Below are 25578 nucleotides of genomic sequence, written 5' to 3'. Positions count from 1 at the left end.
TTCTAAAATCCTGAAGTGTGTTCGGGCTGATCGATGAACGAAAGGGGTCTCAGACCTCTTCGACCGAGCTGGGCTCGGAGTGGGAGAGGTCGATACCGAGTTCGTCCGCAGCCCGGAAGCTGTCGTCCTCGGAATCACGCATTTCCACCGCGTTACCGTCCGCGGAGAGGACCTCCACGTTCAGGCACAGGGACTGCATTTCCTTGATGAGCACCTTGAAGGATTCGGGCACACCCGGTTCAGGGATGTTCTCGCCCTTGACGATCGCCTCGTACACCTTGACGCGGCCGTGGACGTCGTCCGACTTGACGGTGAGCAGTTCCTGCAGGGTGTAGGCCGCGCCGTACGCCTCGAGCGCCCACACCTCCATCTCACCGAAACGCTGACCGCCGAACTGCGCCTTACCGCCCAGCGGCTGCTGGGTGATCATGGAGTACGGGCCGGTGGAGCGCGCGTGGATCTTGTCGTCCACCAGGTGGTGGAGCTTCAAGATGTACTGGTAGCCCACAGACACGGGGTCCGGGAACGGCTGACCGGAACGGCCGTCGTAGAGCTTGGCCTTGCCGGAACGCCCGATCAAGCGGTCACCGTCCCGCGTGGGGTTGGTGTGGTCCAGCAGGTCGAAGATCTCGTCCTCGCGAGCGCCGTCGAACACCGGGGTGGCCACGTTAGTGGGACCGGTGGACTTCGGGAAGTTGCTCAAACCGTGCAGCCACTCGGGGTCGCCCTCGATGTTCCAGCCCTGCTTGGCGAGCCAGCCGGTGTGGACCTCGAGCACCTGGCCCAGGTTCATACGACCGGGCACGCCCAGCGGGTTCAGGATCACGTCCACGGGGGTGCCGTCCTCCATGAACGGCATGTCCTCGATGGGCAGGATCTTGGAGATGACGCCCTTGTTGCCGTGACGACCGGCGAGCTTGTCGCCGTCCGTGATCTTCCGCTTCTGCGCCACGTACACGCGCACGACCTGGTTGACGCCGGCCGGGAGGTCGTCGTCCTCGTCGTCGCGGTCGAACACGCGCACACCGATCACGGTGCCGGACTCGCCGTGGGGAACCTTGAGGGAGGTGTCACGGACCTCGCGGGACTTCTCACCGAAGATCGCGCGCAGCAGCCGCTCCTCCGGGGTCAGTTCGGTCTCGCCCTTGGGCGTGACCTTACCCACGAGGATGTCACCGGCCTGGACCTCGGCACCGATGTGGATGATGCCGCGCTCGTCCAGGGCGGAGAGCACCTCTTCCGACACGTTGGGGATGTCACGGGTGATCTCCTCGGCACCGAGCTTGGTGTCGCGGGCGTCGATCTCGTGCTCCTCGATGTGGATGGACGTCAGGACGTCCTCGGAGACCATGCGCTGGGACAGGATGATGGCGTCCTCGTAGTTGAGGCCTTCCCAGGACATGTACGCGATCAGCAGGTTCTTGCCCAGTGCGAGTTCACCGTGGTCGGTGGAGGGCCCGTCCGCGATCACGGTGCGGGGCTCCACGCGGTCGCCCTCGGAGACGATCACGCGCTGGTTGTACGTGTTGCCCGGGTTCGAGCGCACGAACTTGTTGATCGGGTAGAGCTTGGTGGTGCCGTCGTCGTTCAGGACGGTCACGAGGTCCGCGGAGACTTCCTCGACCACGCCGGACTTGGTGGCCAGCACCGAGTCGCCGGCGTCCAGGGCCGCGTAGCGCTCCATACCGGTGCCCACGAGCGGCGCCTCGGACGTGAGCAGCGGCACGGCCTGACGCTGCATGTTGGCGCCCATGAGGGCGCGGTTGGCGTCGTCGTGCTCGAGGTACGGGATCAGGGCGGTGGCCACCGACACCATCTGGCGCGGGGACACGTCCATGAACTCGATGTCCGTGGGGGCCACGAGCACCGCTTCACCCGAGCCGTCGGAGGCACGCGCGAGGACGGCGTCCTCGGCGAAGCGACCGTCGTCGGTCAACGGGGCGTTGGCCTGCGCAATGGTGAGCCCGCGCTCGTCGTCCGCGGTGAGGTAGACGACGTCGTTGGTTACGGTGCCGTCCACGACGCGGCGGTAGGGCGTCTCGATGAAACCGAACGGGTTGATCCGCGCGTAGGTCGCGAGCGAACCGATCAGACCGATGTTCGAGCCTTCCGGCGTCTCGATCGGGCACATGCGGCCGTAGTGCGAGGGGTGCACGTCACGGACCTCCATGCCCGCGCGATCGCGGGAGAGGCCACCGGGACCCAGCGCGGATAGACGACGCTTGTGCGTGAGGCCCGCGAGCGGGTTGTTCTGGTCCATGAACTGCGACAGCTGGGAGGTCCCGAAGAACTCCTTGATCGCGGCCACGACCGGGCGGATGTTGATCAGGGTCTGCGGCGTAATCGCCTCGACGTCCTGGGTGGTCATCCGCTCGCGCACCACGCGCTCCATGCGGGACAGACCCGTGCGGATCTGGTTCTCGATCAGCTCGCCCACCGCGCGGATGCGACGGTTGCCGAAGTGATCGATGTCGTCCACGTCCACGTGGATCTCACGGGCCTCGCCGTCACGCGTACCGGGCATGGTGGAGCCGCCGTCGTGCAGGGTCACGAGGTAGCGGATCATCGCGACGATGTCGTCGAGGGACAGCACCGAGGCGTCCGAGTCCGTGAACGGCTTGTCCAGACCGAGCTTGCGGTTGAGCTTGTAGCGGCCCACCTTGGCGAGGTCGTAGCGCTTGGGGTTGAAGTACATGTTGTCCAGCAGGGACTGGGCGGCGTCCACCGTGGGCGGCTCCCCCGGGCGCAACTTGCGGTAGATGTCCAGCAGCGCCTCCTCGCGGGTCTCCGTGGTGTCCTTCTCCAGCGTCGCGCGGATGGAGTCGAACTCGCCGAACTCCTCGAGGATCTTGGACTCGGTCCAGCCCAGCGCCTTGAGCAGCACGGTCACGGACTGCTTGCGCTTGCGGTCCAGGCGCACACCCACCTGATCGCGCTTGTCGATCTCGAGCTCGAACCACGCACCGCGGGACGGGATGATCTTGGCGGAGTAGATGTCCTTGTCGGACGTGCGGTCCTGGCCCTTCTCGAAGTAGGCACCCGGGGAACGCACGAGCTGGGATACGACGACGCGCTCGGAGCCGTTGATCACGAACGTGCCCTTGTCGGTCATCAGGGGGAAGTCGCCCATGAACACGGTCTGCTGCTTGATCTCGCCCGTGTTGTTGTTCATGAACTCGGCCTTGACGTACAGCGGGGCCGAGAAGGTCGCGTCGCGGTCCTTGCACTCGACCATTGTGTACTTGGGGTCGTAGAACTCCGGCTCGGAGAAGGACAGGGACATGGTGCCCTGGAAGTCCTCGATCGGGGAGATCTCCTCGAAGATGTCGGACAGACCGGAGGTCGTGGGAACGCTGGTGTCACCCGTCTCCTGGGCTTCGACCACGCGTGCCTGCCAGCGCTCGTTGCCGACCAGCCGATCGAAGCTGTCGGTCTGCAGAGCAAGCAGGTTGGGGACGTCCAGCGGTTCGTGGATCTTCGCGAAGGAAACGCGGCGAGGAGTGTTATCACTCGTGGGGTGGTTGGCGGAGACGTTCGTATCGGTGCTCGAGGCGACCAAGATGTGATCCTTCCACAGACATGCAGTGAATACGCGAGGTTCCCGGGGAGAGAAAAAGGGGCCGGCTTTCGATGCTCGTCGACAACCGCCCCTGCGGCGCCCACCGCTATATGAAGGCACGCATGCATAAGGGACAACGCAAAGTACTAGCTTAGGCGAACTGCGCCCGTTTGTCCACACCGGTGCTGGACGAAATCCCGTCCGGGCCGTAAGATGCCCGCCCCTCGGGCGGCGCCCCCTCAGGCGACCCCGTTCTCCCGGGCCAGTTCGACGGCGCGTCCCACGCCTTCACGCCACGGGTCGCCGTGTCCGGGCAGCACCAGGGTGGCTCCCGTGACCTCGAGTGCGGCGAGGGATTCCACGGCCATCGCGCTGTCCGCGGTGGCGGCGCGGGCCACGATGCGGGGGCCCGTGAGACCCGAGTAGGGGTCCAGGGTCACGAGCGCGTCCCCCGATATCACGGCGTCCGCTGTGGGGACATACAGCGCGCAGTGCCCGTACGTGTGGCCCGCGGTGAACACGACCCGCGGGCGGCCCGGGACGGGGACGGTCTCCCCCGCGGTCAGCTCGCGGGTCACGGTCACGCCCCGCACCATCGCGGCGCCACCGGCGATCATGGACGCGAGGATCGGCACGGCGCACGGGTGACGCAGCGGGTAGACGGCCGTGGGGTTCTCGTGCGCGTAGCTGTAAGGGTGTGCCGCGAGGTGCTTGTCCCGCTGGTGGGCGTAAACGGGAATCCCGAGCCGGTCCACGAGTTTCGCGGCGACCCCCACGTGGTCGAAGTGCGCATGGGTCAACACGAGCGCTTTGATGTCCTCGGGGGCGTGGCCGAGTTCGCGCACGGCCCACCCGAGTTCGTTCCACACCCTGGGCAGACCGGCGTCCACGACCGTGAGGCCGTCCGAGTCCTCCAGGACATAGCAGTTCACGTTGTGGTTCTGGATCATATGGATCCCGGGGGCGACGTCGCGCAGGAACACGGCGTTCTCCTTGTCCGTCCCGCCCCGATCACACGGGGCGGGACCCTCACCGGCCCGCGCGGTCCTCGGAACGTGCACGGCGGAGCGGGCCTGCCTAGAGACTACTCCGGGCGGCTCGCTCCCCACACCACCCTTCAGGACCGCTTGTAGAAGGGCAGCGCGGTGCGCGTGACCTCCACGGCGCGCCCGCGTGCGTCCTGGACGCTCACCTCACCGGCGTCGATCCCGTCGACGGCGTCCGTGGCCACGAGCGCCATGGCCACCGGCTTGCCCAGCGTGGGCGAGGGCAGCCCGCTCGTGACCTCACCCACGGTGCGCTCCCCCACGTGCACGGTGTAGCCCGCGCGCACGGGTTTGCGACCCAGGCCCTCCAGACCGATGAGGGTGCGTTCGGGCGTGCCTTCCAGCATCGCCGCGAGCACCTCCTCGCCGACCGTGGTGGTGCCGGCCTCCGCCTTCTTGCGCAGGGCGATCTCCACGAGCTTGCCGAGTCCCGCTTCGACCGGGGTGATCTCCGTGGACAGTTCGTGACCGTACAGCGGCATCCCGGCCTCGAGCCGCAGGGAGTCGCGCGCCGCGAGACCCGCCGCTCCCACGGGAGCCTCCTCCGTGCCGAGCTCGGCCGCGGTCGCCAGGAGCGCGTCCCACAGCACGGGCGCGTCCTGGTTGTCGCAGTACAGTTCGAAACCGTCCTCGCCCGTGTACCCGGTGCGGGCCACGAGCACGGCCACGTCCGCGCAGCGTGCGCGCACGCACGCGTAGTACTTCAGCGCGGCGACGTCCTCGGCCGGTTCCAAACGCGTGGCCTCGAGCACCTCGAGGGCGCGCGGACCCTGGACGGCGATCAGCGACGTCGCCGGACCGTTGTCCGTGACGCGCACGTCGAAGCCCTGGGCGCGCTCCTGGAGCGCACGCACGACCGTCTCCTGGTTGCCCGCGTTCGGCACCACGAGGTACTCGTCCTCGTCCGTACGGTAGGTAATGAGGTCGTCCAGGATCCTGCCCTGTTCGTCCACGATGATCGAGTACTTGGCGCGGCCCACCGTGACCCCGGAGAGTACACCCACGAGGGCGTAGTCCAGGAACGCGCCGGCCTGCGGACCCGAGACCGAGACCTCCCCCATGTGGGACAGGTCGAAGATCCCGGCGCCGCGGCGCACCGCGTGGTGCTCGGCGGTGTCGCTCGCGTAGCGCACGGGCATGGTCCAGCCACCGAAGTCGGTGAACCGCGCCCCCAACCGCTCGTGGGCCTCGTACAGTGCGGTGCGCTGCTCGCTCATCGAGTCTCCTCCTGTGCTACTGCTGCGGTGTTGTACGCGGCGTCGAACGCCTCGATGGGCGGGCACTCGCACACGAGGTTGCGGTCCCCCGCGGCGTTGTCGATCCGGCCCACGGGGGGCCAGTACTTGACCCGGCGCAGGGACGCGACCGGGTAGGCGGCCTGCGAGCGCGGGTAGGCGCGCTGCCACTCGTCCGCGGTGAGCACCTGGGCGGTGTGCGGGGCGTTGCGGATCACGGAGTCCTCGAGGGACACGGTGCCGTCCGCGATCTCCCGCATCTCCGCGTGGATCGTGCGCATCGCGGCGATGAACCGGTCCTGCTCCTCGAGGCCCTCGGACTCGGTGGGCTCGACCATCAGGGTCCCGGCGACCGGGAACGCGAGCGTGGGCGCGTGGAACCCGAAGTCCACGAGGCGCTTGCACACGTCCTCGGCCGTGACGCCGGAGGCCTTGGTCATGGGCCGCAGGTCCAGGATGCACTCGTGGGCCACGAGCCCGCCGTCCCCGGTGTACAGCGTGGGGAACACGTCCGCGAGCGCGCGGGAGATGTAGTTGGCCCCGAGCACCGCGGTGCGCGTGGATTCGGTCAGCCCCTGCGCGCCCGTCATGGCGATGTACATCCACGTGATGGGCAGAACCCCCGCGGAACCGTAGGGAGCCTGCGCCACGGGGAAGCCCGCGCCGTGCTCGTCCAGGTCCGCGTCCGCCGGGTTGCCCGGCAGGTACGGCACGAGGTGTTCGGCCACGGCCACGGGACCCACACCGGGCCCGCCGCCGCCGTGCGGGATGCAGAAGGTCTTGTGCAGGTTCAGGTGGGAGACGTCCCCGCCGAAGCGGCCGGGCCGTGCCAGCCCCATGAGCGCGTTGAGGTTCGCGCCGTCCACGTAGACCTGACCACCGGCGTCGTGTACGGCGGCGCACACCTCGGTGATGTCCGTGTCGTAGACGCCGTGGGTCGAGGGGTAGGTGACCATGATGCCCGCGAGCTCGTCCCCCACCGCCTCGATCTTGGCCGCGAGGTCCGCCTGATCGATCGTGCCGTCCGCGGCGGTCGCCACGACCACGACCTTGAGGTCCGCGAGCACGGCCGACGCCGCGTTGGTCCCGTGCGCGGAGGACGGGATGAGGATCGTCTTGCGCTGACCCTCGCCGCGGGCCAGCTGGTACCGCCGGATGGCCAGCAGACCCGCGAGTTCACCCTGCGAACCGGCGTTGGGCTGCACGGACACCGCCGCGTAGCCGGTGATCTCCGCGAGCCATGTCTGCAACTGCTCGATCAGTTCGGTCCAGCCCCGGGTCTGATCCGCAGGGGCCAACGGGTGGATACTCGCGAACTCGGGCCACGAGATGGGTTCCATCTCCGCCGCCGCGTTGAGCTTCATGGTGCACGAGCCCAGCGGGATCATGGTGCGGTCCAGCGCCAGGTCCTTGTCGGAGAGTTCGCGCAGCCACCGCATGAGCGAGGTCTCGGAGCGGTGCGTGTGGAAGACCGGGTGGGACATGTACTCGTCCGTGCGCAGCCACTCGTCCGGCAGTGCGTCCGCGCTCGCGGCTTCCCCGGAGTCCGAGATGCGCGCGCCGCACGCCTCGGACACCGCGGTGAGCACGTCCTGGACGTCCCGCTGCGTATGGGGTTCACCGAAGCTCACGCCCACCGTGTCCTGGTCGATGCGGCGGAGGTTGATCCCGCGGTCCGCGGCCGCGGCCACGATGCCGTCCGCCCGGCCCGGCGCGGAGAAGGTCACGGTGTCGAAGAACCGCTCGTGGGCGACGTCGATCCCGCGCTCCCGCAGCCCGGCGGCGAGCTCCGTGGCGAGACCGTGCAGCCGCTCGGCGAGGGCACGCAGTGCGACGGGACCGTGGTGCACCGCGTAGGCCGCGGCCACGATCGCGAGCAGGGCCTGCGCCGTGCAGATGTTGGAGGTCGCCTTCTCGCGGCGGATGTGCTGCTCACGTGTCTGCAGCGCGAGCCGGTACGCGGGTGCGCCCGAGGAATCGGTGGACACCCCCACGATGCGCCCCGGCAGGGAGCGTTCGGTACCCTTGCGGGTCGCCATGAACGCGGCGTGCGGGCCCCCGAAGAACAGGGGCACCCCGAAGCGCTGGGCCGAACCGACCGCGATGTCCGCGCCCAGCTCACCCGGGCTGCGCAGCATGGTCAAGGCGAGCAGGTCGGTGCTCACGGTCACGAGCGCGCCCGCCTCGTGCGCGGCGTCGATCACCGCGGTGGGATCCGTGACGTCCCCGTCCGCACCGATCTGCGCGACGACGACGCCGAAGACGTCACCCTCCGAGACCGCCCGCGCGGCGGCGTCGGGATCACCGAGGTCCGCCATGACAAGCTCGATACCCGCGGCACGGGTGCGGCCCGCGAGCACGGCGAGGGTCTGGGGCAGGCTGCGGCTGTCCACGAGCACGCGCAGGCTCTTGGATCGGCGGTTGGCGCGGCGCATCATGAGCACGGCCTCGGCCACGGCGGAGGACTCGTCCAGCAGGGACGCGTTGGCCACCTCGAGGCCGGTGAGGTCGATCACCGCGTTCTGGAACGTGAGCAGCAGCTCGAGCCGGCCCTGGGAGATCTCGGGCTGGTACGGCGTGTAGGACGTGTAGAACCCGGGGTTCTCCAGGATGTTGCGACGGACCGCCGCGGGCGTCACGGTGTCGTGGTAGCCCTGCCCGATCATCTGGCGCATCACGGTGTTGCGCGCAGCGATCGAGCGCAGGGCTGCGAGGGCCTCGGGCTCGTCGAGGGGTTCCGGCAGGTCCAGGGCGTCCCGGACACGGATGCTCTCGGGGACGGCGCGGTCGATCAGTTCGTCGAGGCTGGCTACCCCCACGGTGCGGAGCATGACGGCCATGTCATCGGCGTCGGGGCCGATGTGGCGTGACAGGAAGGACATACGAGGGTCTCCTGGGCTGCTTGTGGGCGCGCGAGGGCCCGGTGAGTCCTCCCCGCTCTGTATCGCAACCTGAGAGATTTCGCCGGCGGGCGCAGCAGCTCGCGCCCGTCGACCTGCCCCGTCGGTGCTCTCCCCGTGACAGGGGTGAGCTCTTCAGAGTGGCCCGGTGCGGCGGTACGGGTGCCTGAGAGATTCCCGGGGAGGGTTTGCTCCTTCGGCGATGGCGCGATGCCCGCGGTACCGGTTCACGTGGTTCCGGCTCACGAGGATCCGCCATGCTCTCCCGCCGTACGGTGACGGCCAGATGGTCACACACAGTTTCGCACATCACACCGCTGCGGGGAATGCGCGAAACCCCGCACCGATGATCGGTGCGGGGTTTCGCGGGGATGTCGTGCCGGACGGACCCGGGGGTCACGTCACGGGACACGGCGGGCGCACGAGGCGCCGTGGATCACTTGACAGTGACGGAGGCGCCGGCGCCCTCGAGGGCTTCCTTCGCCTTGTCAGCGGCTTCCTTGGTGGCGCCTTCGAGGACGGCCTTGGGAGCGCTGTCCACGAGGTCCTTGGCTTCCTTCAGGCCCAGGGAGGTCAGGCCGCGAACTTCCTTGATGACCTGGATCTTCTTGTCACCGGCGGATTCGAGGATGACGTCGAACTCGGTCTTCTCCTCCTCGGCCCCACCGGCGTCGCCGCCGGCGGGAGCGGCACCGGCCACGGCCACGGGGGCGGCAGCGGTGACGTCGAAGGTCTCCTCGAACGCCTTCACGAACTCGGACAGCTCGATGAGGGACAGTTCCTTGAAGGCCTCGATGAGTTCTTCGGTGGTCAGCTTAGCCATGGTATTGGCTCCTTACTTGTACGTGGTGCCGGTGCTGGTGGCGCCGGCGAGGTGTGCGTGGGAAGAACACGGGTGTTTCCCGGGCGCTCGCCCGGGACCCCGCAACCGGGTCCCCGAAGGGATCAGGCGGCGTTCTCGCCCTGTTCGTCCAGCTTGGCGCGCAGGGCCTCGGCGGTGCGCACGGTCTTGGACAGCGGGGCCTGGAACAGCGCAGCAGCCTTGGACATCGACGCCTTGGCGGCGCCGGCGACCTTGGCCAGCAGAACCTCGCGGGACTCGAGGTCCGCGAGCTTCTTGATCTCGGACTCGTCCATCGCGACGCCATCCAGGTAACCGCCCTTGACGACCAACTGGGGGTTGTCCTTGGCGAAGTCACGCAGACTCTTGGCGGCCTCGACGGCGTCACCGGAGACGAACGCGATGGCCGAGGGGCCCGTGAGCTTGCCCTCGAACGCGTCGATACCGGACTCGCGAGCCGCGATGGCGGTGAGCGTGTTCTTCACCACGGCGTATTCGGCGTTCTCACCGAGGGAACGGCGCAGCGTCTTCAGCTGAGCCACGGTGAGACCGCGGTACTCCGTCAGGACGGCAGCGTGCGAGTTGGAGAAGAATTCCTTCAACTCCGCAACCGCGGCAGCCTTTTCAGGATTCGCCATGGTGCTCCTTCCTTACATGTGGGTGCCGGCCCGCGTCCCGTACGAGGACACGAAAAAAGCCCCGCGCAGATGCCCGGGGCTCGAGACCACGCCCTGATCACACGCATGAAGCTGCGGTGTTGAGGAGCGAAATTCGTGCTGGTTCACCTGCGCTGGACGGTTCACGTTTCCGAGAACCTCTTAGATCGCGCGTACCGGGGCACGCGTGATGACCGGCGGTCTTTGGTGCCTCCATCGTACCCCAGGGCGCGGGTGCCCACCAAATCAGCGGGGCGCGGGTGCCCATCAAATCGTCAGGGCCCGGTTCACTCCCTCGTGATGCGCTCCGGGTGGGTGTAGACGTTGCACCGACCCTTGCGGTTGAACCCCACGACCGTGACCCCGTGCTCCCGCCCGTGGGTCACGGCGAGCGCGGAGGGTGCGCTGACCGCGGAGAGCACGGGGATCCCGGCCATGGCGGCCTTGCTCACAAGCTCGAACGACGCCCGAGCGGAGACCTGCAGGACCGCTTCGTGCAGCGGCAGCAGTCCTCGCTGCACCGCCCACCCGATGACCTTGTCCACGGCGTTGTGCCGGCCCACGTCCTCCCGGACCACGAGGGGTTCGTCCCGGCCCACGGGGAACAGCGCCGCCGCGTGCACCCCGCCCGTGGCGGAGAAGACCCGCTGGTGCTCCCGCAACTCATCCGGCAGGGACACGAGCCGCGCCGCGGTGACGAGTGGACGCGGGTGCGCCACGGGGTACGCGGAGGACTTGACCACCCCGTCCAACGACGGCGTGCCGCACACCCCGCACGACGAGGATGTGAACACCTGGCGCTGGGCGTCCGCGCGCGGCCCCGGGGCCGCCGGTGCGAGCCGGACGTCCACCACGTTGTACGTGCGGTGCCCGTCCTGGTCCACGCCCGAGCGGTAGTCCATCTTCACGATGTGCGAGACCTCCGTGATCACGGCCTCGCTCAGCAGCAGCCCCGTCACGAGTTCGAAGTCCTCCCCGGGCGTGCGCATGGTCACGGTGAACTGTTGCCCGTTCAGCCGGATCTCCAGGGGTTCCTCCCCCGCGAGCCGGTCCGGACCCGCGCGCACTTCCCCGTGGGCGTCGAACGTGCGCACGCGGGCGGGGACGATGATCCGAGCGGCCATCTCAGGCGTCCAGCCCCACCCAGTTGTGCTGCCCGTCCTCGAAGCTCTGCCGCTTCCAGATGGGCACGCGTTCCTTGATGAGGTTCACGAGCTGCGCGCACGCCTCGAACGCCTCGCGACGGTGTCCCGCGGCCACGGCCACCTCGAGCGCGCTGTCCCCCACGGCGAGCGCGCCGATCCGGTGCGCGGCCCACAAGCGCACGTCCGGGTGGGCGCTCGCGATCTCACCGACCACGTCCCGCATGACCTCGCCCGCGCTGGGGTGGGCGCTGTACTCAAGCGCCGTGACACCGTCCTTGCCGCCGTCGTGGTCGCGGATCACGCCGCTGAACCCGACGACCGCCCCGCACCGCGGATGCTGGACCGCACGCTGCGCCTCGGCCGCATCCAGGGGGTCGGTCGTGACGAGCGCCAGCAGCACCTCGCCCGTCGAGGGCTCGGCGCCCGGCGCGGCGTCGTCGTCGGACGACGACGACGCTGCGGGCACCCGCGCGCCGACCGTGCCCGCGGCGGGGGCGGCGTCATGGCCGGGCACGTCCGTGCGCTCGGCGTGGCCCGGGGAGTCCGGGACCGCCGCGGGGACGACCTCCCCCTGCGCGGAGCGCGTCACGGAGCGGTCCTCCCCGTGACCGTGCACGTCCTCGAGCTGTGCGCTGATGTGGTCCAGCAGGGGGTCCAGCACGGTCATCCCGTCCTTGATGCCCCCGCGCGAGCCCGGGAGGTTCACCATGAAGGTCTGGCCGGTGTGCCCCGCGACCCCGCGGCTCATCACGGCCGTGGGGGTCTTCTGCAGCCCCGCGCTCCACAGCGCGTGCATGATCCCCGGCGACTCGCGCTCCAGCACCCGGGCCGTGGACTCGGGCGTGACGTCGTCCGAGTTCAGTCCGGTGCCCCCGGTCGTGATCACGAACCGCGGGGCGGCAGGCCCGGACGCCGATGTGAGGTCGCGCAGCAGCTCGAGGACCTCGGGACCGTCCGGGATCACGCGCAGCGTCACGTCCAGGCCGCGGCCCCGCAACCAGTCCCGCAGTAGCGGCCCACAACGGTCCTCCGCCGCGCCCGACGCCGCCGAGCTGGACACCACGACCACCACGGCGCCGCGCCCCTCCAGGTGGGTGTCGCCCACCTCGTGTCGACGGGAGGGACGGCCGTGGGCCGGATCCGCGTGCTCACTCACCGGGCGCTCCAATCGCCGCTCTTGCCGCCGGACTTGGCGAGCACGCGGGTGTCGGTGATCGTGGCGGCCTTGTCCACGGCCTTGATCATGTCGTACAGGGTCAGCGCGGCCACGCTCGCCGCAGTGAGGGCCTCCATCTCCACGCCGGTCACACCGCGGGTGCGCACGGTCGTCTCGATCACCACGCGGTCCTCGCCCGGGGTGAGGTCCACGGTCACCTTGCTCAGGGGCAGCGGGTGGCACAGGGGCACGAGGTCCGGGGTGCGCTTGGCGGCCATGATCCCGGCCACGCGCGCCACGGCGAGCGCGTCCCCCTTGGGCAGCCCCCCCGAGGCCAGCAGGTCGATCACGTCCGGGCGGGTCATGAGCACGGCCTGGGCGGTGGCCTCGCGCGAGGTCACCGCCTTCTCGCTCACGTCCACCATGTGCGCCGTGCCGTCCTCCCGCACGTGTGTCAGGTGCTGTTGTCCGGGCTCCGGCTCTCGTTCGCTCACGCTGGCTCTCCTGTTCGTTCCGTTCCGTCTGCTGCGCCCGCGGGCACCGGGTCGTCGTCCGCGGGCAGCACGCCGCCGTCCACCGGCAGTACCGCCACGGTCGTCCCGGCAGCGAGTTCGTGCTCCCCGGGCGGGATGCGCACCAGGACGTCCGCATGGGCGGCGGCGCTCAGCAGGTGCGACGACGCTCCCCCCACGAGACGCACGCGCGGGACCGTTCCGTCCCCCGGGTGTTCCATACTCCCGCGGCGCAGCTGGGTCCTGGTGTCCAGCGGTCGAACCGCCTCGCCCAATTCGGCCGTGAACCACCGCGGCGACGGGCAACACCCCCACGCGGCCGCGAGCGCGGGACGCACGAAGACCTCGCACGAGACCCACGTGCTCACGGGATTACCGGGCAGGCAGATCACGGGCACGCCACGGAACGTGCCGTGCCCCTGGGGGCCTCCCGGTTGCATGGCCACGTGGTCGAACCACGTGTCCCGGCCCTCCCGCTCGAGGCCCTGGCGCACGACCTCGAACGCGCCCGCGCTGATCCCGCCGCTCGTGATCACGAGGTGGGGTCGTGCCTCGGTGACAACGTGATCCAGGGCTCGCACGAAGGCGTCCGGGTCATCGTCCACACGGACCCGGGTCACCGATTCGGCGCCCGCCTCGGACAACCACGCGGCCAGCAAGGGGCCGTTGGCGTCGTGGTACATCCCGGGGCGCGGCGCGTGCCCGTCGGGCGCGATCTCGTCCCCTCCGCTCACCACGACCACACGCGGTCCGGTGCGCACGGGCACCTCGGTTCCCGGGCCCAGTCCGAGCGCGGCGCACGCACCGAGCGCCGCAGCCCCCAGTCGCGTTCCGGCGGGCAGCGCCACGGCGCCGCGGGCGACGTCGCTCCCGGCCGCGCGCACGAAGGTGCCCTCGGTGACGGACCGGGCGACGTCGGGGCTGATCGTCACGGCCGGGACGTCGAAGCGCGGGGGACGCACCCGTTCCACGGGGATCACCGCGTCCGCGCCCTCGGGGAGCACGGCCCCGGTCATCACGGCGGTCGCGGTACCGGGTGTGTGCCGCGCCGGTTCGGCACCTGCGGGCCGCACGTCCGCGACGGGCAGTTCAATCCCTTCAGCATCCCCTGGCTGGGGCGGGACGGAGGGGGTCAGATCGGCCACGCGCACCGCGAACCCGTCCATCTGCGAGTTCGCCAACGGCGGCAGGTCCGTCTCCGCCACGAGGTCCCGGGCAAGCACGCGTCCCGCGGCGCGAGCGAGGGGCAGGAGTGCGGCGTCGTCGTGGGACGCGGAGTTGAGCAACTCGGCCAGCGTGCGCTGGTGCGTTTCGATACAGCGGGACATGGCTCCAGGGTAGCCACCCCGACGGGGGTTCCGCCCGTGCTGGGGGCAGCACCTACACTGGACGGTATGTCCGTTTTCCTTGGTAATCCCCATGTCCTCCCCGTTCGCGGGGTGCCCACGCAGGGGCCGTTGACGGACCGCTTCGGACGTACCGCCACGGACCTGCGCATCTCCCTCACGGACAAGTGCAACCTCCGGTGCACGTACTGCATGCCCGCGGAGGGCATGCAGTGGCTGCCGCGTGATTCGCTGCTGACGGTCCCGGAGATCGTGCGCTTGGCCGCCATCGCCGTCTCGGACTTCGGGGTGCGGGAGATCCGGCTCACGGGCGGGGAACCGCTCATCCGCCCCGATCTCGAGGAACTCGTGGCCGCCCTGACCGAGCGCATGCCGGGGATCCCCGTGTCCATGACGAGCAACGGCATCGGACTCGCCGGGCGTGCCCAGGCCCTCGCGGACGGCGGGATGACCCGCGTGAACATCTCCCTGGACACCCTGTGCGCGGACACCTACGAGAAGCTCGCCCGCCGCGGGCGGCTCGCCCAAACGCTCGAGGGCGTGGCTGCTGCCCAGGACGCGGGCATGAGCCCGGTCAAGCTCAATGCCGTCCTGATGCGCGGGGTCAACGACCACGAGGCGCCCGCGCTGCTGCGCTGGGCCCTGGACCACGACTGCGCCCTGCGCTTCATCGAACAGATGCCCCTGGACGCGGACCACGGCTGGACCCGGAAGAACATGGTCACGGCCACCGAGATCCGCGAGTCCCTGTCCCGGGACTTCGACATCACCCCGGACACCGCACCCCGAGCGGGCGCCCCCGCGGAGAAGTACCTCGTGCGGGAACGCGGTCAGGACACCGTGGTGGGGACCGTGGGGATCATCGCGTCCGTCACGGAACCGTTCTGCGAGGACTGCACGCGCACTCGGATCACCGCGGACGGCCACGTGCGCTCGTGTCTGTTCTCCCACCACGAGACGGATCTGATGCACCTGTTGCGCTCGAACGCGACCGACCGGGACATCGCCCAACGCTGGCGCGATGCCATGTGGGTCAAGCCGCGCGCCCACGGGATGGACCACGCGGGCCTCGACTCCGGGGACTACGTCCAGCCCGACCGCAGCATGAGTGCGATCGGGGGCTGAGACCGTGCTCGTGCGTTATTTCGCGGCCGCCGCTGCCGCGGCCGGGACAGAGGAAGATCACGTGGAGACCACCACGGCGCTGACCCGCTCCGAGCTGCAGCAACTGTTGGTCACCCTGCACCCCGTGGCCCCACCGGGCGAACGCACGTTGGCCCAGGTGTTGCCGCAATGCTCGTGGCTCGTGGACGGTGTGGCCGCCCGGGACCAGGAGTCCCCGCTGGCCCCGGCCGCCACGGTGGACGTCCTCCCGCCCTTCGCGGGGGGTTGATCGGATGCCTGGTCCTACCCCACCCGCGTGGAGCAGCGGTCTCGAACCCCTGCATCACGCGGCGCGTGACGCCGCCCGGACCCTCGCACACCGGGCCGGTTCGGCGCTCGCGGACTCCCGGCCCGGCGGCGCGATCGAGATCGTCCCCCTGGACCGGGCGGCGGGTCGCACCGCGGCCCACGACGTCCGCGCGGCATGTTCCGTCCCGCACTACGCCTCGAGCGCGATGGACGGGTACGCGGTCCACGGACCGGGACCGTGGCGCGTCGTCGCCCCGGGCTCCCGTGCGGGGGCATCCGACGGACGGCGACTGGATGATCACCTGGCCGACGGCGCTGCGACGTCCGCGCCGCTGCCGAGTGCCGCGTCCGCGGTCACGCTCGCGCCCGGCACGGCCGTCCCGGTGGTCACGGGCGGCGTGATCCCGGACAGCACCACCACGGTCATCCGCGAGGAATTCGCAACCCGCCGCGGCGAGCTCCTTGAGCTGTCCCCCGACAGCCCGCGCACGGAACTCGCGGGCAGGCACATTCGCCCGGCCGGAACGGAATGCGCCGAGGGCGAGACCGTGGTGCGGGCGGGCGCCGTGCTCTCCCCCGCGCACGCGGCGTTCCTGGCCGTGGCCGGACGGGACGACGTGCCCGTGTGTACCGTCCCGCGCGTGGCCCTGCTGCTCACGGGTTCCGAGGTGCGCACCAGCGGGCTCCCGGCTCCCGGGTACGTGCGCGATGCGTTCAGCATGTCCCTGCCGCCCATGGTGAAGGCCTTCGGCGGGCGCACGGTCACGGTGCGCCGCGGTCCCGACGACGCCGCGGCGCTGCGTTCCCTGCTCCGCGAACTGAGTACCGAGCACGACCTCGTGGTCACCACGGGTGGCACGTCCCGCTCGCGCGCGGACTTCGTGCGCCCCCTGGTGCAGGACGAGTGCCATGTGCTCGTGGACCAGCTGGACCTCATGCCCGGTCACCCCACATTGTTCGCAGCCGCGCGGGACACTGCCGTGCTCGCGCTGCCCGGCAATCCCCTGGGTGCCATGGTGGCGTTCCTGCTGCTGGGTGGGGCGTTCCTGGCCGGCCACTTGGGCCGCGATGCCCAGCCTTTCGCCCCCGCGATTGCCGGGGAGGATCTGGCCGACGCCCGCTCCGAACGATTGCTACCGGCCCGGCGGCACGAGGACGGCTGGGTGCCGTGCCGCGCGGTGGGCTCCAACATGGTGCGCGGACTCGCCGCGGCGCAAGGGCTGCTGTCCGTGCCCCGGGATGGGCTGGCCCGCGGACAGGAGACCGTGGTGCTGCCCCTGCCGTGGTGAGTGACCGGCCCGGTGGTCAGTGGATGCTGAAGTCCTGCTCCCAGATCGCGGACTGACCGGCGTCCCGGAAGCCTAGCTGGGCGTTGACCCAGTTCATTCGGTCGTTGCCGCTGTGGGTCCACGAGTACACGGTCCGGACCTCGGGGGCCACGTTCGCGAGCTGCTCGAGGTTGGCGAGCTTGAGCCGCATCCCCAACCGATGCCCGCGGTGGGTGCGCACCACGAGGGTCTCGTCCTGCAGGGCCAGGGCCGGGCGGTGCTGCGCGAGGATCAGTTCGGTCATCCCCACGAGCTCGCTCGTGCGCACGTCCTGGATCACGGCCATCAGGGACCGGTCGCCGTCCTCCTGACGCAGCTGTTCCGTGCGGCGCACCCGCGCGCCGTCCCACGGGTCCGGGTCCGCCACGATCGGTCGCACGAACGAGTCCGTGGGGATCTTGGCGTGCAGCTGCGCGAGCGGGGCCAGGAGCTCGTCCGGGGCCTCCCCCACCCACGTGTGCAGGCGGTAGTGGTCCGCGAAGGGCACGGCCTCGAGGGATTCGTGGATGCGCGCGGTGCGCTGTTCGTCCAGCGGCACGGGCAGGAGCGCGAAACTGCTGACCGTGCGCAGGGTGTACCCGGCGTGCTGGGCGAAGCGGGTCTGGCGGTGGCTCGCGGGCAGGCGCCCGGAACCATCGGCGGCGTCGAGCCATGGGACGGGAGCCACGGGGCTCGCACCGCCGTCGGCCGTGCCGTCCGCGCTGCCGTCCCCGGGGCCGGAGGGATCGCGCGCCTCGGACGCGGGGTGCTCGGTCACGAGGCGGATGAACCGGCGGGACTCACCCCGCGCAAGTTGCTCCGCAGCACTCAGAAGAGCGCGCCCGATCCCCTCGGAGGTCTCGTCCGGGGCCACATCCACCGCGATCTGCGCCATGTCGGTGTCCGTGATCAGGGGCATCCGCACCTCGGCGCGCCCCACGAGGCGGTCGTCGAGGTACGCGCACAGGATGTTCACGCGCTCGTAGGGGTCGTGCAGGTCCCGGAAGATGTCGTGGGCGCCGTTGCTGAGCTGACCGGTGCCCCACACGTGTCGCCGGGAGGACTGCACGAGCGCGGCCACGCGCCCCAGGACCCGCTGCGCCTCGTCATCGAAGGTGTCGGGGATGCACAACAACTCGATGCGTACCGGTGACGGCTCCGTCACAGTGCTCTCCTTCCGCGCCGCCCGGCCGGGACGGCACCCGGGCGACGGGCCCCGTCCACGGAACCCGGCCTCAAGTACATCAAGAATTCGTAACGGTGTTTCCATCGTCCCACGAAAGAAGGGTCCGGCCGGTGACGGCACGGACCCTTCCCTCGACGGTAGGGAATGCGAGCGTTCCCTCGTTACGTACCCGCGATCACGCCTGGGTGGTGACCTCGGTGGCGCTCGGGTCCACAGGGATGCCCGGGCCGAACGTGGTGGCCACGGTGGCCTTGGTGATGTAACGGCCCTTGGACGCAGCCGGCTTCAGACGAAGCACCTCTTCCAGCGCGGCACCGTAGTTCTCGGCGAGCTTCTGGGCGTCGAAGGACGCCTTGCCGATGATGAAGTGCAGGTTGGAGTGCTTATCCACGCGGAAGTCGATCTTACCGCCCTTGATGTCGGACACGGCCTTGGCCACGTCCATCGTCACGGTGCCGGTCTTGGGGTTCGGCATGAGGTTACGGGGACCCAGGATCTTGCCCAGGCGGCCCACCTTGCCCATCATGTCCGGGGTGGCCACGGCGGCGTCGAAGTCGGTCCAACCGCCCTGGACCTTGGCGATCAGGTCGTCGGAACCCACGAAGTCCGCACCGGCGGCCTCGGCCGCGGCAGCCTTGTCACCGGTTGCGAACACGACCACGCGAGCGGTCTTGCCCGTGCCGTTGGGCAGGTTCACGGTGCCGCGGACCATCTGGTCCGCCTTGCGGGGATCCACACCGAGGCGCATGGACACCTCGACGGTGGAATCGGACTTGCTGTTCTCGGCCAGTTCCTTGGCCAGGGCGACCGCCTCGGCGGGAGCGTAGAACTTGCCCGCCTCGATCTTCTCGGCAGCTGCCCGGTATGCCTTGCTGCGCTTTGCCATCTGCTTGTTCTCCTTGTGCAGTTGTGGTCAGCGGGCCGCGCTCGGCCCTGCCACGATGGTTGTCTTCGGTACGAGCTCGGAAGAGCTCAGTTGACCTCGATGCCCATGGAACGGGCGGTGCCGGCGATGATCTTCGCGGCGGCCTCGACGTCGTTGGCGTTGAGGTCTTCCTTCTTGGTCTCGGCGATCTCACGGACCTGGTCCATGGTGATCTTCCCGACCTTATTGGTGTGGGGGACACCGGAGCCCTTGGCGACGCCGGCGGCCTTCTTGATCAGCTGCGCGGCCGGCGGGGTCTTGGTTACGAACGTGAACGAGCGGTCCTCGTACACGGTGATCTCGACCGGCACGATGTTGCCGCGCTGGGATTCCGTGGCCGCGTTATAGGCCTTGCAGAATTCCATGATGTTGACGCCGTGCTGACCCAGCGCGGGACCCACCGGGGGAGCCGGGTTGGCGGCGCCCGCCTGGATCTGCAGCTTGATCAGGCCTGCGACCTTCTTCTTGGGAGCCATGTGATGGTCCTTCTTCTAGCTGTGCGTACCGCCGCACAGGAGCGTACGACGGCGAGTGGTCGCCGTGGCGCGGCGACCGAACGGAAACACCCCGGACCAAAGCACATCCGAGGCCGGATTCCGAAACCTGATGGGACTAAATCTTGGTGACCTGGTCGAAACCGAGGGTCACGGGGGTCTCGCGTTCGAAGATGGACACAAGCACCACGAGCTGCTGGGATTCCACCTTGATCTCGGAGATCGTGGCCGGGAGGGTCTCGAAGGGGCCCTCCTTCACGATCACGGACTCGCCGACCTCGAAGTCCACGGTGACCTGCTGGGCGCCGCCCTGGGCACCCGCGCCGGAACCGGCGGTCTCGCCCAGGCCCTTCGCCTTTTCGGGGGTCTCGAACGTGGGGGCGAGCATGTCGAAGACCTCGTCCAGGCGCAGCGGCACCGGGTTGTAGGCGTCCTGGCCCACGAAGCCCGTGACACCCGGGGTGTGGCGCACAGCGCCCCAGGAGGCATCCGTGAGGTTCATGCGCACGAGCACGTACCCGGGGATCCGCACGCGGCGCACGGTCTTGCGCTGCGAGTTCTTGATCTCCACGACCTCTTCCATGGGCACCTCGATCTGGAAGATGTCCTCTTCCATGTTGAGGGACTGGATGCGGGTCTCGAGGTTGGTCTTCACACGGTTCTCGTACCCCGCGTACGTGTGGATCACGAACCAGTCGCCCTCTTGGCGGCGCAGCTTGGCCTTAAATTCTACCGCGGGGTCGACGTCGTCCTCGGCGGCTTCCGCCGTGGCCGCGGCGTCCTCGGTGGGGACGGGCACGGCCTCGCCGTTACCCTCGGCGGCGTCGAGGTCGGCTTCCTGCACGGTGCGCTCGTCGGAGTCCTGCTGCGGATCCGTGGTCTCGGTGGTCTCGGACGTGCTCTGCGCCGACTCGTCCCGCGCAGCGTCCGCCATCAGGGAGTCGAACTGAGCGGGCTGGGTGTCGTCGTTATCGAGCTCGTGATCGGTCACCGGGGATTCCTGCTTTCTGTGGACGTCTGGAAGTGGTGGAAGGACTTACTGGGCCTGGTCGCCGTTCCCGAACAGCCAGATGGCCACCTGACCGAAGCCCAGGTCCAACAGGGAGATCAACACCATCATGAACGCCACGAACGCCAGCACGACCAGGACGAAGTTGACCAGTTCCCGGCGGGACGGGGCGACGACCTTCTTGAGTTCTCCCACGACCTGACGGATAAACAGCCAGATCCGGCCGAAGATCCCACGTTTGTGATCGGAACCGGCAGGTTGACCCGGGGTCTGTCCTGTGACGGTGTGCGACATCGGCTCTCCCCTGCGTGAAGCAACTTCTCGGCGGTGGTGTGCGTGCCGTTGTGGGTCCTGAAGCAGGGCAGACAGGACTCGAACCTGCAACCTGCGGTTTTGGAGACCGCTGCGCTACCAATTGCGCCACTGCCCTTCGACACCGCGCCGCAGCCATGCGCGACACGAAATCCGGTGCCCGAGCCTATCATCGGCCCGTCATCCCGCCGTCGGGAGTCCATCCCGGGGCAGAGCGCACCGCACTGGTGGCGGCACCAACAGACCATGGTACGCGCCCGCCGCGTCCCGTGCAAAGCAAGGGTCCGGCCACCTAAGCTGGGAGCGGTGTCCGCGTCCCCGGTCGGACCCCGGGCCCGTCAGATTCTCGTACGGATCCGTGCGCGGGCCAGTGAGAGGCCCGCCCGCCGGGACGACCCGGTCAGTCCAAGCAGCCCAGTCAGCCCAGGAGAAATGATCACCATGTCACCAGCGCAGCAGCGCATCTCGCATCGGATCTCGGCGATCGCGGAGTCCGCGACCCTCGCCGTGGACGCCAAGGCCAAGGCCCTCAAGGCCGAGGGGCGGCCGGTGATCGGCTTCGGCGCGGGTGAACCGGACTTCGCGACCCCCGACTACATCGTGGATGCCGCCGCCGAGGCCCTCCAGGACCCCAAGAACTTCCGCTACTCCCCCGCCGCGGGACTGCCCGAGCTGCGTTCAGCGATCGCGCAAGCCACGCAGCGCGACAGCGGATGGGCCGTGGAGCCCTCCCAGGTGCTCGTGACCAACGGCGGCAAGCAGGCCGTGTACCAGGCGTTCCAGACGGTCGTGGACGACGGCGACGACGTCCTCCTGCCCGCCCCATATTGGACCACCTACCCTGAAGCCATCCGACTGGCCGGCGGCAACCCCGTGGAGGTCTTCGCGGGTGCGGACCAGGAGTACAAGGTCACGTCCGAACAACTTGAGGCCGCATACACGGAGCACACCAAGGCCCTGTTGTTCTGCTCGCCCTCCAACCCCACGGGTGCGGTCTACACCGCCGAGGAGACCCGGGCCGTGGGTGAATGGGCCGCGGCCAAGGGCATCTTCGTAATCAGCGACGAGATTTACCAGCACCTCACGTACGACGACGTGGAGTTCACCTCCATGGCCCGCGCCGTACCCGAGCTGCACGAGAACCTCATCCTGCTCAACGGCGTGGCCAAGACCTACGCGATGACCGGGTGGCGTGTGGGCTGGCTGGTCGGTCCCGCGGACGTCGTGAAGGCCGCGACCAACCTGCAGTCGCATCTGAGTTCCAATGTGAACAACGTGGCCCAGCGCGCGGCCCTGGCCGCCCTGAACGGGCCCATGGACCAGGTGGAGCGCATGCGCGAGGCCTTCGACCGGCGTCGTCGCACGATCGTGGACGGGCTCAACGCGATCGACGGCGTGGTGTGCCCCACCCCCACCGGTGCGTTCTACGCGTACCCAGACATCACGGCGCTGTTGGGCCGCGAGTTCGCGGGCGTCACGCCCACCACGAGCGCGGAGCTCGCGGAACTGATCCTCGAGAAGGCCGAGGTGGCAGTGGTCCCGGGTGAGGCCTTCGGCCCGTCCGGGTACCTGCGCCTGTCCTACGCCCTGGGCGACGACGATCTCGCCGAGGGCCTGTCCCGTCTGCAGAACTTCCTGGGAGGCACCGAATGAGCGTCAAAGAGACCTTGCACGAGCTAAACGAATTGCTGCCCTCCGCCGTGGCCCTGCCCAGCTCGGCTGTGGTGGCCGGCGGACTGATCGGCGGTTACGCGGTGGCCCGTTTCACGGGGGTGCGCGCCCTGGGCGGCGCGGTGCTGCTCGCGAAGGGCGTGGTCGCCGGGCGCACGTGGTACCGCTCCGCGGGACCCGCCACGACCGCGGGCCTGAGCGTGCTGTACCTCGCCGGGTTCGGACTGTCCCACCCGCTGGCCAAGAAGATCGGCGCGTGGCCCTCGGTGTTCACCGTGGCCGCTGTCAACGCCGCGGCGTCGTGGGCGCTCGTGGACCGGCACAACTTCCGGGGCGAGACCGACTGAGGCCCCCGCGCGGACGCACCCTTCACCGCGCACGCACCCTCCACAGCGCACGCACCCCCGACGGCGGATGACCGCTGTCGGGGGTGCTGCTCGTTCAGGGGTGCTGTTCGTGCAGGGAGCGACATCCGTTCAGACGGCGCGGCCCGTTCGGGGAGCACCGTCCGCACGAATGATCAGTGCGCGGATTCCCGGGCCGAGCGGCGTTGTGCGACGACGGCGACCACGAGATCCGCCGCGAGCAACGCCACGAGCGAGATGCCCAGCAGCGGCACGAACAACCCCGCGCCGAGACCCACCACGAGCAGCAGCGGCCACGCCCACGGCGGTGCGCTGCGCCGCGCACCGCCGTGGGGGTACGGGGCCGAAACCCGCGCCCGCGGTGCTCGGCATGCTCGTCCCCGACACCCTGCCGCTGTGCGGACCCCGGCAGGGCCGTGGACACCTTGGGGGCGGTCCAGTGCAACGCGCTGCGCAGTTGCGAGACGTTCTCCCCCGCGTGCGCGGACCACGTGAGTCCCGACGCCGCGAGAAACAGGAAATCGAGGGCCAGCCACACGCCCGTGGCCGTGTGGCACGACCGGGTCCGGCGATACGCATTGGCCTCCCCCGGGCGCGGGTCCAGGGTGACCCGGGCGCAGCGGCCCCGCCCCACGCGACGTCGGTGCAGCACCACGAGCACGATCCTGCTCACGGCCATGACACCCAGCCACGAGGCCGCGAGTTCGCTGTAGAGCCGCCCGGGCTCACCCAGCAGCAGGTCCCGGTACAACCGGTCGATCGTGGTGCGCAGCGGCAGAGTGCAGTCTTTGCAGCAGGGCCATGAACCAGGCGTGGGAGGGGCGCGCACGGGTGACCACGCGCACGGGGGCAGGAGGTAGGCCAGGGGGACGGGGCGCAGTGCGTGACACGACACGAGCGCCGGGACCACGAGTGCGAGAACGCTGAAGAACATACGCGCGGCGGCGTGCGCGAGCCGCCGTCACCCGTCCTCCGCGTGCCGCACGAGCACGAAGGTGAGGGCGGCCGCGGCCACGTGGGCCCTCACCATGGGGTCGTGACCCATGGCCGCCGGATCGGGAGGCACGAGGGACTGGGCGTCCGTGAGGTGCGGGGACGGGGCGTGGGCGTGCAGGGCGTGACCGTGGGCGTGGGCCGTCCCGATCACGTGGGAGGACGGCCCCGCGGCATGACCGCCCAGCGAGAACGGCGCGTGGAAGGGCACCTGGCTCAGCGCCACGGCACACGCGGTTCGTACGGCGCCGAGACGCCGCCCGGCGAGAAGCACGCACACGAGCCCCGCGATCGAGAGGGTCAACGCCAGGAGGGCCAGGTTCGGCGAGTTCGGGTCCACCGCGTAGTGGGACGTGGCCGTGCACAGTGTGAATACGCCAGCGGCCGCCCCGCCACGAATCAATCAGGCCGGGCGGCTCACGGGGTGGAACCAACCATGGACGCTTCCGGGGGGGCGGTGGGAGGAGCCGGGTGTCAGTCGTCCACGGCGTCGCGGCCGCGGCGCACGATCAGCGGGTCTGGCGGGTACACCACGGAGGTGTCCTTGTCCTCGTAGTCGAACTGGTTGAGGAAGAAACGCATGGCGTTGAGGCGGGCGCGCTTCTTGTCGTTGGACTTGATGGTGATCCACGGGGCGTGGTCCGTGTCCGTGCGGCGGAAGGTCTCCTCCTTGGCCACGGTGTAGTCCTCCCAGCGGTCCAGGGACGCGAGGTCCATGGGCGAGAGCTTCCAGCGGCGCACCGGGTCGATCTGGCGGATCGCAAAGCGCGTGCGCTGCTCGTGCTGCGTCACCGAGAACCAGAACTTGGTCAGGTGGATCCCCGAGTCCACGAGCATCTTCTCGAACACGGGCGCCTGCAGCATGAAGCTCTCGTACTGCTCGTCCGTGCAAAAGCCCATCACGCGCTCCACGTTGCCGCGGTTGTACCACGAGCGGTCGAACAGCACGATCTCACCGTTGGTGGGCAGGTGCTGGATGTAGCGCTGGAAGTACCACTGGCCCTGCTCGCGGTCCGAGGGCTTGTTCAGGGCCACCACGCGGGCGGCGCGGGGGTTGAGGTGCTCGGTGAAACGCTTGATGGTCCCGCCCTTGCCCGCGGCGTCCCGACCCTCGAACACGATCACGTGTTTGAGGTCGTTGTCCTGACCCCAGTACTGGAACTTCAACAGTTCGATCTGCAACTGGTACTTCTCGAGCTCGTAGTCCTCGCGGGACATCCGCTCGTCGTACGGGTACCCCTCACGCCACGTCTCCACCGCGCTTCCACCCGGGTCGATCAGATCGGGGTCCGGGGACTGCCCGTCCCGCACGGTGTAACCCTGGTCCACAAGCTTGTCGATAAACTCGCGCAGGTTCTCCCGGGCCGGTTCTTGCTGGGCGGTCATAACGTCCTCCTGGTGGCCTGACATCGCGAACGGCGTGTTCACAGATCCTCCCCCGATCTTAGTTGTCCACATTAACCACGGGTGGACGGGACCCACCATGTGCCGCGCATCCGTTTATCCG

Annotated in this window: 23 protein-coding genes, 1 tRNA gene and 1 riboswitch; of the genes, 5 read left to right on the top strand and 19 right to left on the bottom strand. The window is 69.4% G+C overall.

Translation table 11 applies throughout. From position 1 onward, the window contains the following. Positions 1–49 precede the first annotated feature (49 nt). From rpoB to glp, 10 genes are all read right to left on the bottom strand, one after another. Positions 50–3559 (bottom strand): DNA-directed RNA polymerase subunit beta, encoded by a 3510-nt coding sequence (gene rpoB / locus RF637_RS01690; protein WP_131332461.1) that lies wholly within the window; start codon positions 3557–3559, stop codon positions 50–52. 239 nt (positions 3560–3798) lie between these two features. Further along, positions 3799–4542 carry an MBL fold metallo-hydrolase gene (locus tag RF637_RS01685; RefSeq protein ID WP_368843995.1) on the bottom strand — a complete coding sequence of 248 codons (744 nt, stop codon included), beginning with the start codon at positions 4540–4542 and terminating at the stop codon, positions 3799–3801. A 134-nt stretch (positions 4543–4676) separates the two neighbouring features. After that, positions 4677–5822: a glycine cleavage system aminomethyltransferase GcvT gene (gene gcvT / locus RF637_RS01680; protein WP_368843994.1), complete on the bottom strand. Its 1146-nt coding sequence runs from the start codon at positions 5820–5822 to the stop codon at positions 4677–4679. Beyond that, the gene (gene gcvP / locus RF637_RS01675; protein WP_144998313.1) at positions 5819–8722 is read right to left on the bottom strand and encodes an aminomethyl-transferring glycine dehydrogenase; all 2904 of its coding nucleotides are present in this window, start codon (positions 8720–8722) and stop codon (positions 5819–5821) included. Before gcvP ends, gcvT begins: the two co-directional genes overlap by 4 nt. A gap of 162 nt (positions 8723–8884) precedes the next feature. Next, positions 8885–9018, bottom strand: a riboswitch (glycine riboswitch). Positions 9019–9176: 158 nt separating this feature from the next. Then, a complete protein-coding gene (gene rplL, locus RF637_RS01670; RefSeq protein ID WP_035959869.1) occupies positions 9177–9563 on the bottom strand; it encodes a 50S ribosomal protein L7/L12 in 387 nt (128 codons plus the stop codon). 122 nt (positions 9564–9685) lie between these two features. Further along, complete coding sequence (rplJ, locus tag RF637_RS01665) at positions 9686–10219, bottom strand: 50S ribosomal protein L10 (RefSeq protein ID WP_035959878.1); 534 nt, start codon at positions 10217–10219, stop codon at positions 9686–9688. A 305-nt stretch (positions 10220–10524) separates the two neighbouring features. Then, positions 10525–11361 (bottom strand): formate dehydrogenase accessory sulfurtransferase FdhD, encoded by an 837-nt coding sequence (fdhD, locus tag RF637_RS01660; RefSeq protein WP_368843993.1) that lies wholly within the window; start codon positions 11359–11361, stop codon positions 10525–10527. Between the two features lies 1 nt (position 11362). Next, complete coding sequence (locus tag RF637_RS01655) at positions 11363–12538, bottom strand: molybdenum cofactor biosynthesis protein MoaE (RefSeq protein WP_368843992.1); 1176 nt, start codon at positions 12536–12538, stop codon at positions 11363–11365. Further along, positions 12535–13032, bottom strand: coding sequence for a cyclic pyranopterin monophosphate synthase MoaC (gene moaC / locus RF637_RS01650; RefSeq protein WP_331253902.1), 498 nt, complete (start codon positions 13030–13032; stop codon positions 12535–12537). The genes RF637_RS01655 and moaC overlap by 4 nt, the downstream gene beginning before the upstream one ends. Continuing rightward, positions 13029–14378, bottom strand: a complete 1350-nt coding sequence (gene glp / locus RF637_RS01645; protein WP_368843991.1) for a gephyrin-like molybdotransferase Glp — start codon at positions 14376–14378, stop codon at positions 13029–13031. Before glp ends, moaC begins: the two co-directional genes overlap by 4 nt. 66 nt (positions 14379–14444) lie before the next feature. Between glp and moaA the strand changes: the two genes are divergently transcribed. Genes moaA through RF637_RS01630 form a run of 3 tightly spaced genes read left to right on the top strand, consistent with a single transcriptional unit; the run spans position 14445 to position 17098 of the window. Next, positions 14445–15521, top strand: a complete 1077-nt coding sequence (gene moaA / locus RF637_RS01640; RefSeq protein ID WP_368843990.1) for a GTP 3',8-cyclase MoaA — start codon at positions 14445–14447, stop codon at positions 15519–15521. Then, a complete protein-coding gene (locus RF637_RS01635) occupies positions 15505–15789 on the top strand; it encodes a MoaD/ThiS family protein (RefSeq protein ID WP_368843989.1) in 285 nt (94 codons plus the stop codon). Before moaA ends, RF637_RS01635 begins: the two co-directional genes overlap by 17 nt. 4 nt (positions 15790–15793) lie before the next feature. Next, positions 15794–17098 carry a molybdopterin molybdotransferase MoeA gene (locus RF637_RS01630; protein WP_368843988.1) on the top strand — a complete coding sequence of 435 codons (1305 nt, stop codon included), beginning with the start codon at positions 15794–15796 and terminating at the stop codon, positions 17096–17098. 16 nt (positions 17099–17114) lie between these two features. Here the strand turns inward: RF637_RS01630 and RF637_RS01625 are convergent, their stop codons facing one another. The 6 genes from RF637_RS01625 to RF637_RS01600 all read right to left on the bottom strand — a co-directional run bounded on the left by RF637_RS01625 (position 17115) and on the right by RF637_RS01600 (position 21160). Next, positions 17115–18281: a GNAT family N-acetyltransferase gene (locus RF637_RS01625; protein ID WP_144998298.1), complete on the bottom strand. Its 1167-nt coding sequence runs from the start codon at positions 18279–18281 to the stop codon at positions 17115–17117. A gap of 196 nt (positions 18282–18477) precedes the next feature. Then, the gene (gene rplA, locus RF637_RS01620) at positions 18478–19188 is read right to left on the bottom strand and encodes a 50S ribosomal protein L1 (RefSeq protein ID WP_167318174.1); all 711 of its coding nucleotides are present in this window, start codon (positions 19186–19188) and stop codon (positions 18478–18480) included. A gap of 86 nt (positions 19189–19274) precedes the next feature. After that, positions 19275–19703 carry a 50S ribosomal protein L11 gene (rplK, locus tag RF637_RS01615; protein ID WP_035959909.1) on the bottom strand — a complete coding sequence of 143 codons (429 nt, stop codon included), beginning with the start codon at positions 19701–19703 and terminating at the stop codon, positions 19275–19277. Positions 19704–19839: 136 nt separating this feature from the next. Continuing rightward, a complete protein-coding gene (gene nusG / locus RF637_RS01610; RefSeq protein ID WP_144931494.1) occupies positions 19840–20712 on the bottom strand; it encodes a transcription termination/antitermination protein NusG in 873 nt (290 codons plus the stop codon). Between the two features lie 45 nt (positions 20713–20757). Continuing rightward, positions 20758–21024 (bottom strand): preprotein translocase subunit SecE, encoded by a 267-nt coding sequence (secE, locus tag RF637_RS01605; protein ID WP_064845237.1) that lies wholly within the window; start codon positions 21022–21024, stop codon positions 20758–20760. 63 nt (positions 21025–21087) lie between these two features. Then, positions 21088–21160 (bottom strand) — tRNA-Trp (locus RF637_RS01600). Between the two features lie 323 nt (positions 21161–21483). On the opposite strand from RF637_RS01600, the gene RF637_RS01595 reads away from it, so the two are divergent. Together RF637_RS01595 and RF637_RS01590 are read left to right on the top strand one after the other, a co-directional pair. Then, positions 21484–22695, top strand: coding sequence for a pyridoxal phosphate-dependent aminotransferase (locus RF637_RS01595; RefSeq protein ID WP_368843987.1), 1212 nt, complete (start codon positions 21484–21486; stop codon positions 22693–22695). Further along, positions 22692–23060 (top strand): hypothetical protein, encoded by a 369-nt coding sequence (locus RF637_RS01590; protein WP_368843986.1) that lies wholly within the window; start codon positions 22692–22694, stop codon positions 23058–23060. The genes RF637_RS01595 and RF637_RS01590 overlap by 4 nt, the downstream gene beginning before the upstream one ends. A 94-nt stretch (positions 23061–23154) precedes the next feature. Here the strand turns inward: RF637_RS01590 and RF637_RS01585 are convergent, their stop codons facing one another. The 3 genes from RF637_RS01585 to ppk2 all read right to left on the bottom strand — a co-directional run bounded on the left by RF637_RS01585 (position 23155) and on the right by ppk2 (position 25457). Beyond that, the gene (locus RF637_RS01585) at positions 23155–24012 is read right to left on the bottom strand and encodes a PepSY domain-containing protein (protein ID WP_368843985.1); all 858 of its coding nucleotides are present in this window, start codon (positions 24010–24012) and stop codon (positions 23155–23157) included. A gap of 27 nt (positions 24013–24039) precedes the next feature. After that, positions 24040–24411, bottom strand: a complete 372-nt coding sequence (locus tag RF637_RS01580; protein ID WP_368843984.1) for a hypothetical protein — start codon at positions 24409–24411, stop codon at positions 24040–24042. A gap of 134 nt (positions 24412–24545) precedes the next feature. Next, complete coding sequence (gene ppk2 / locus RF637_RS01575; RefSeq protein ID WP_172644385.1) at positions 24546–25457, bottom strand: polyphosphate kinase 2; 912 nt, start codon at positions 25455–25457, stop codon at positions 24546–24548. Between the last annotated feature and the right edge of the window lie 121 nt (positions 25458–25578).

Source organism: Kocuria sp. CPCC 204721 (assembly GCF_040980945.1).
GTDB classification, from domain to species: domain Bacteria; phylum Actinomycetota; class Actinomycetes; order Actinomycetales; family Micrococcaceae; genus Kocuria; species Kocuria marina.
Note: the sequence above shows the minus strand (reverse complement) of the source record. Positions and strands in the feature narration are given on the sequence as shown.

Excerpts from the sequence above, each read along its gene's own strand:
- RF637_RS01585 (WP_368843985.1), bottom strand. The coding sequence starts at position 24,012 with ATGTTCTTCAGCGTTCTCGCACTCGTGGTCCCGGCGCTCGTGTCGTGT.
- RF637_RS01630 (WP_368843988.1), top strand. The coding sequence starts at position 15,794 with ATGCCTGGTCCTACCCCACCCGCGTGGAGCAGCGGTCTCGAACCCCTG.
- glp (WP_368843991.1), bottom strand. The coding sequence starts at position 14,378 with ATGTCCCGCTGTATCGAAACGCACCAGCGCACGCTGGCCGAGTTGCTC.
- rplA (WP_167318174.1), bottom strand. The coding sequence starts at position 19,188 with ATGGCAAAGCGCAGCAAGGCATACCGGGCAGCTGCCGAGAAGATCGAG.
- RF637_RS01590 (WP_368843986.1), top strand. The coding sequence starts at position 22,692 with ATGAGCGTCAAAGAGACCTTGCACGAGCTAAACGAATTGCTGCCCTCC.
- rplK (WP_035959909.1), bottom strand. The coding sequence starts at position 19,703 with ATGGCTCCCAAGAAGAAGGTCGCAGGCCTGATCAAGCTGCAGATCCAG.
- rplL (WP_035959869.1), bottom strand. The coding sequence starts at position 9,563 with ATGGCTAAGCTGACCACCGAAGAACTCATCGAGGCCTTCAAGGAACTG.
- gcvT (WP_368843994.1), bottom strand. The coding sequence starts at position 5,822 with ATGAGCGAGCAGCGCACCGCACTGTACGAGGCCCACGAGCGGTTGGGG.
- fdhD (WP_368843993.1), bottom strand. The coding sequence starts at position 11,361 with ATGGCCGCTCGGATCATCGTCCCCGCCCGCGTGCGCACGTTCGACGCC.
- rplJ (WP_035959878.1), bottom strand. The coding sequence starts at position 10,219 with ATGGCGAATCCTGAAAAGGCTGCCGCGGTTGCGGAGTTGAAGGAATTC.
- gcvP (WP_144998313.1), bottom strand. The coding sequence starts at position 8,722 with ATGTCCTTCCTGTCACGCCACATCGGCCCCGACGCCGATGACATGGCC.
- RF637_RS01595 (WP_368843987.1), top strand. The coding sequence starts at position 21,484 with ATGTCACCAGCGCAGCAGCGCATCTCGCATCGGATCTCGGCGATCGCG.
- moaA (WP_368843990.1), top strand. The coding sequence starts at position 14,445 with ATGTCCGTTTTCCTTGGTAATCCCCATGTCCTCCCCGTTCGCGGGGTG.
- secE (WP_064845237.1), bottom strand. The coding sequence starts at position 21,024 with ATGTCGCACACCGTCACAGGACAGACCCCGGGTCAACCTGCCGGTTCC.
- ppk2 (WP_172644385.1), bottom strand. The coding sequence starts at position 25,457 with ATGACCGCCCAGCAAGAACCGGCCCGGGAGAACCTGCGCGAGTTTATC.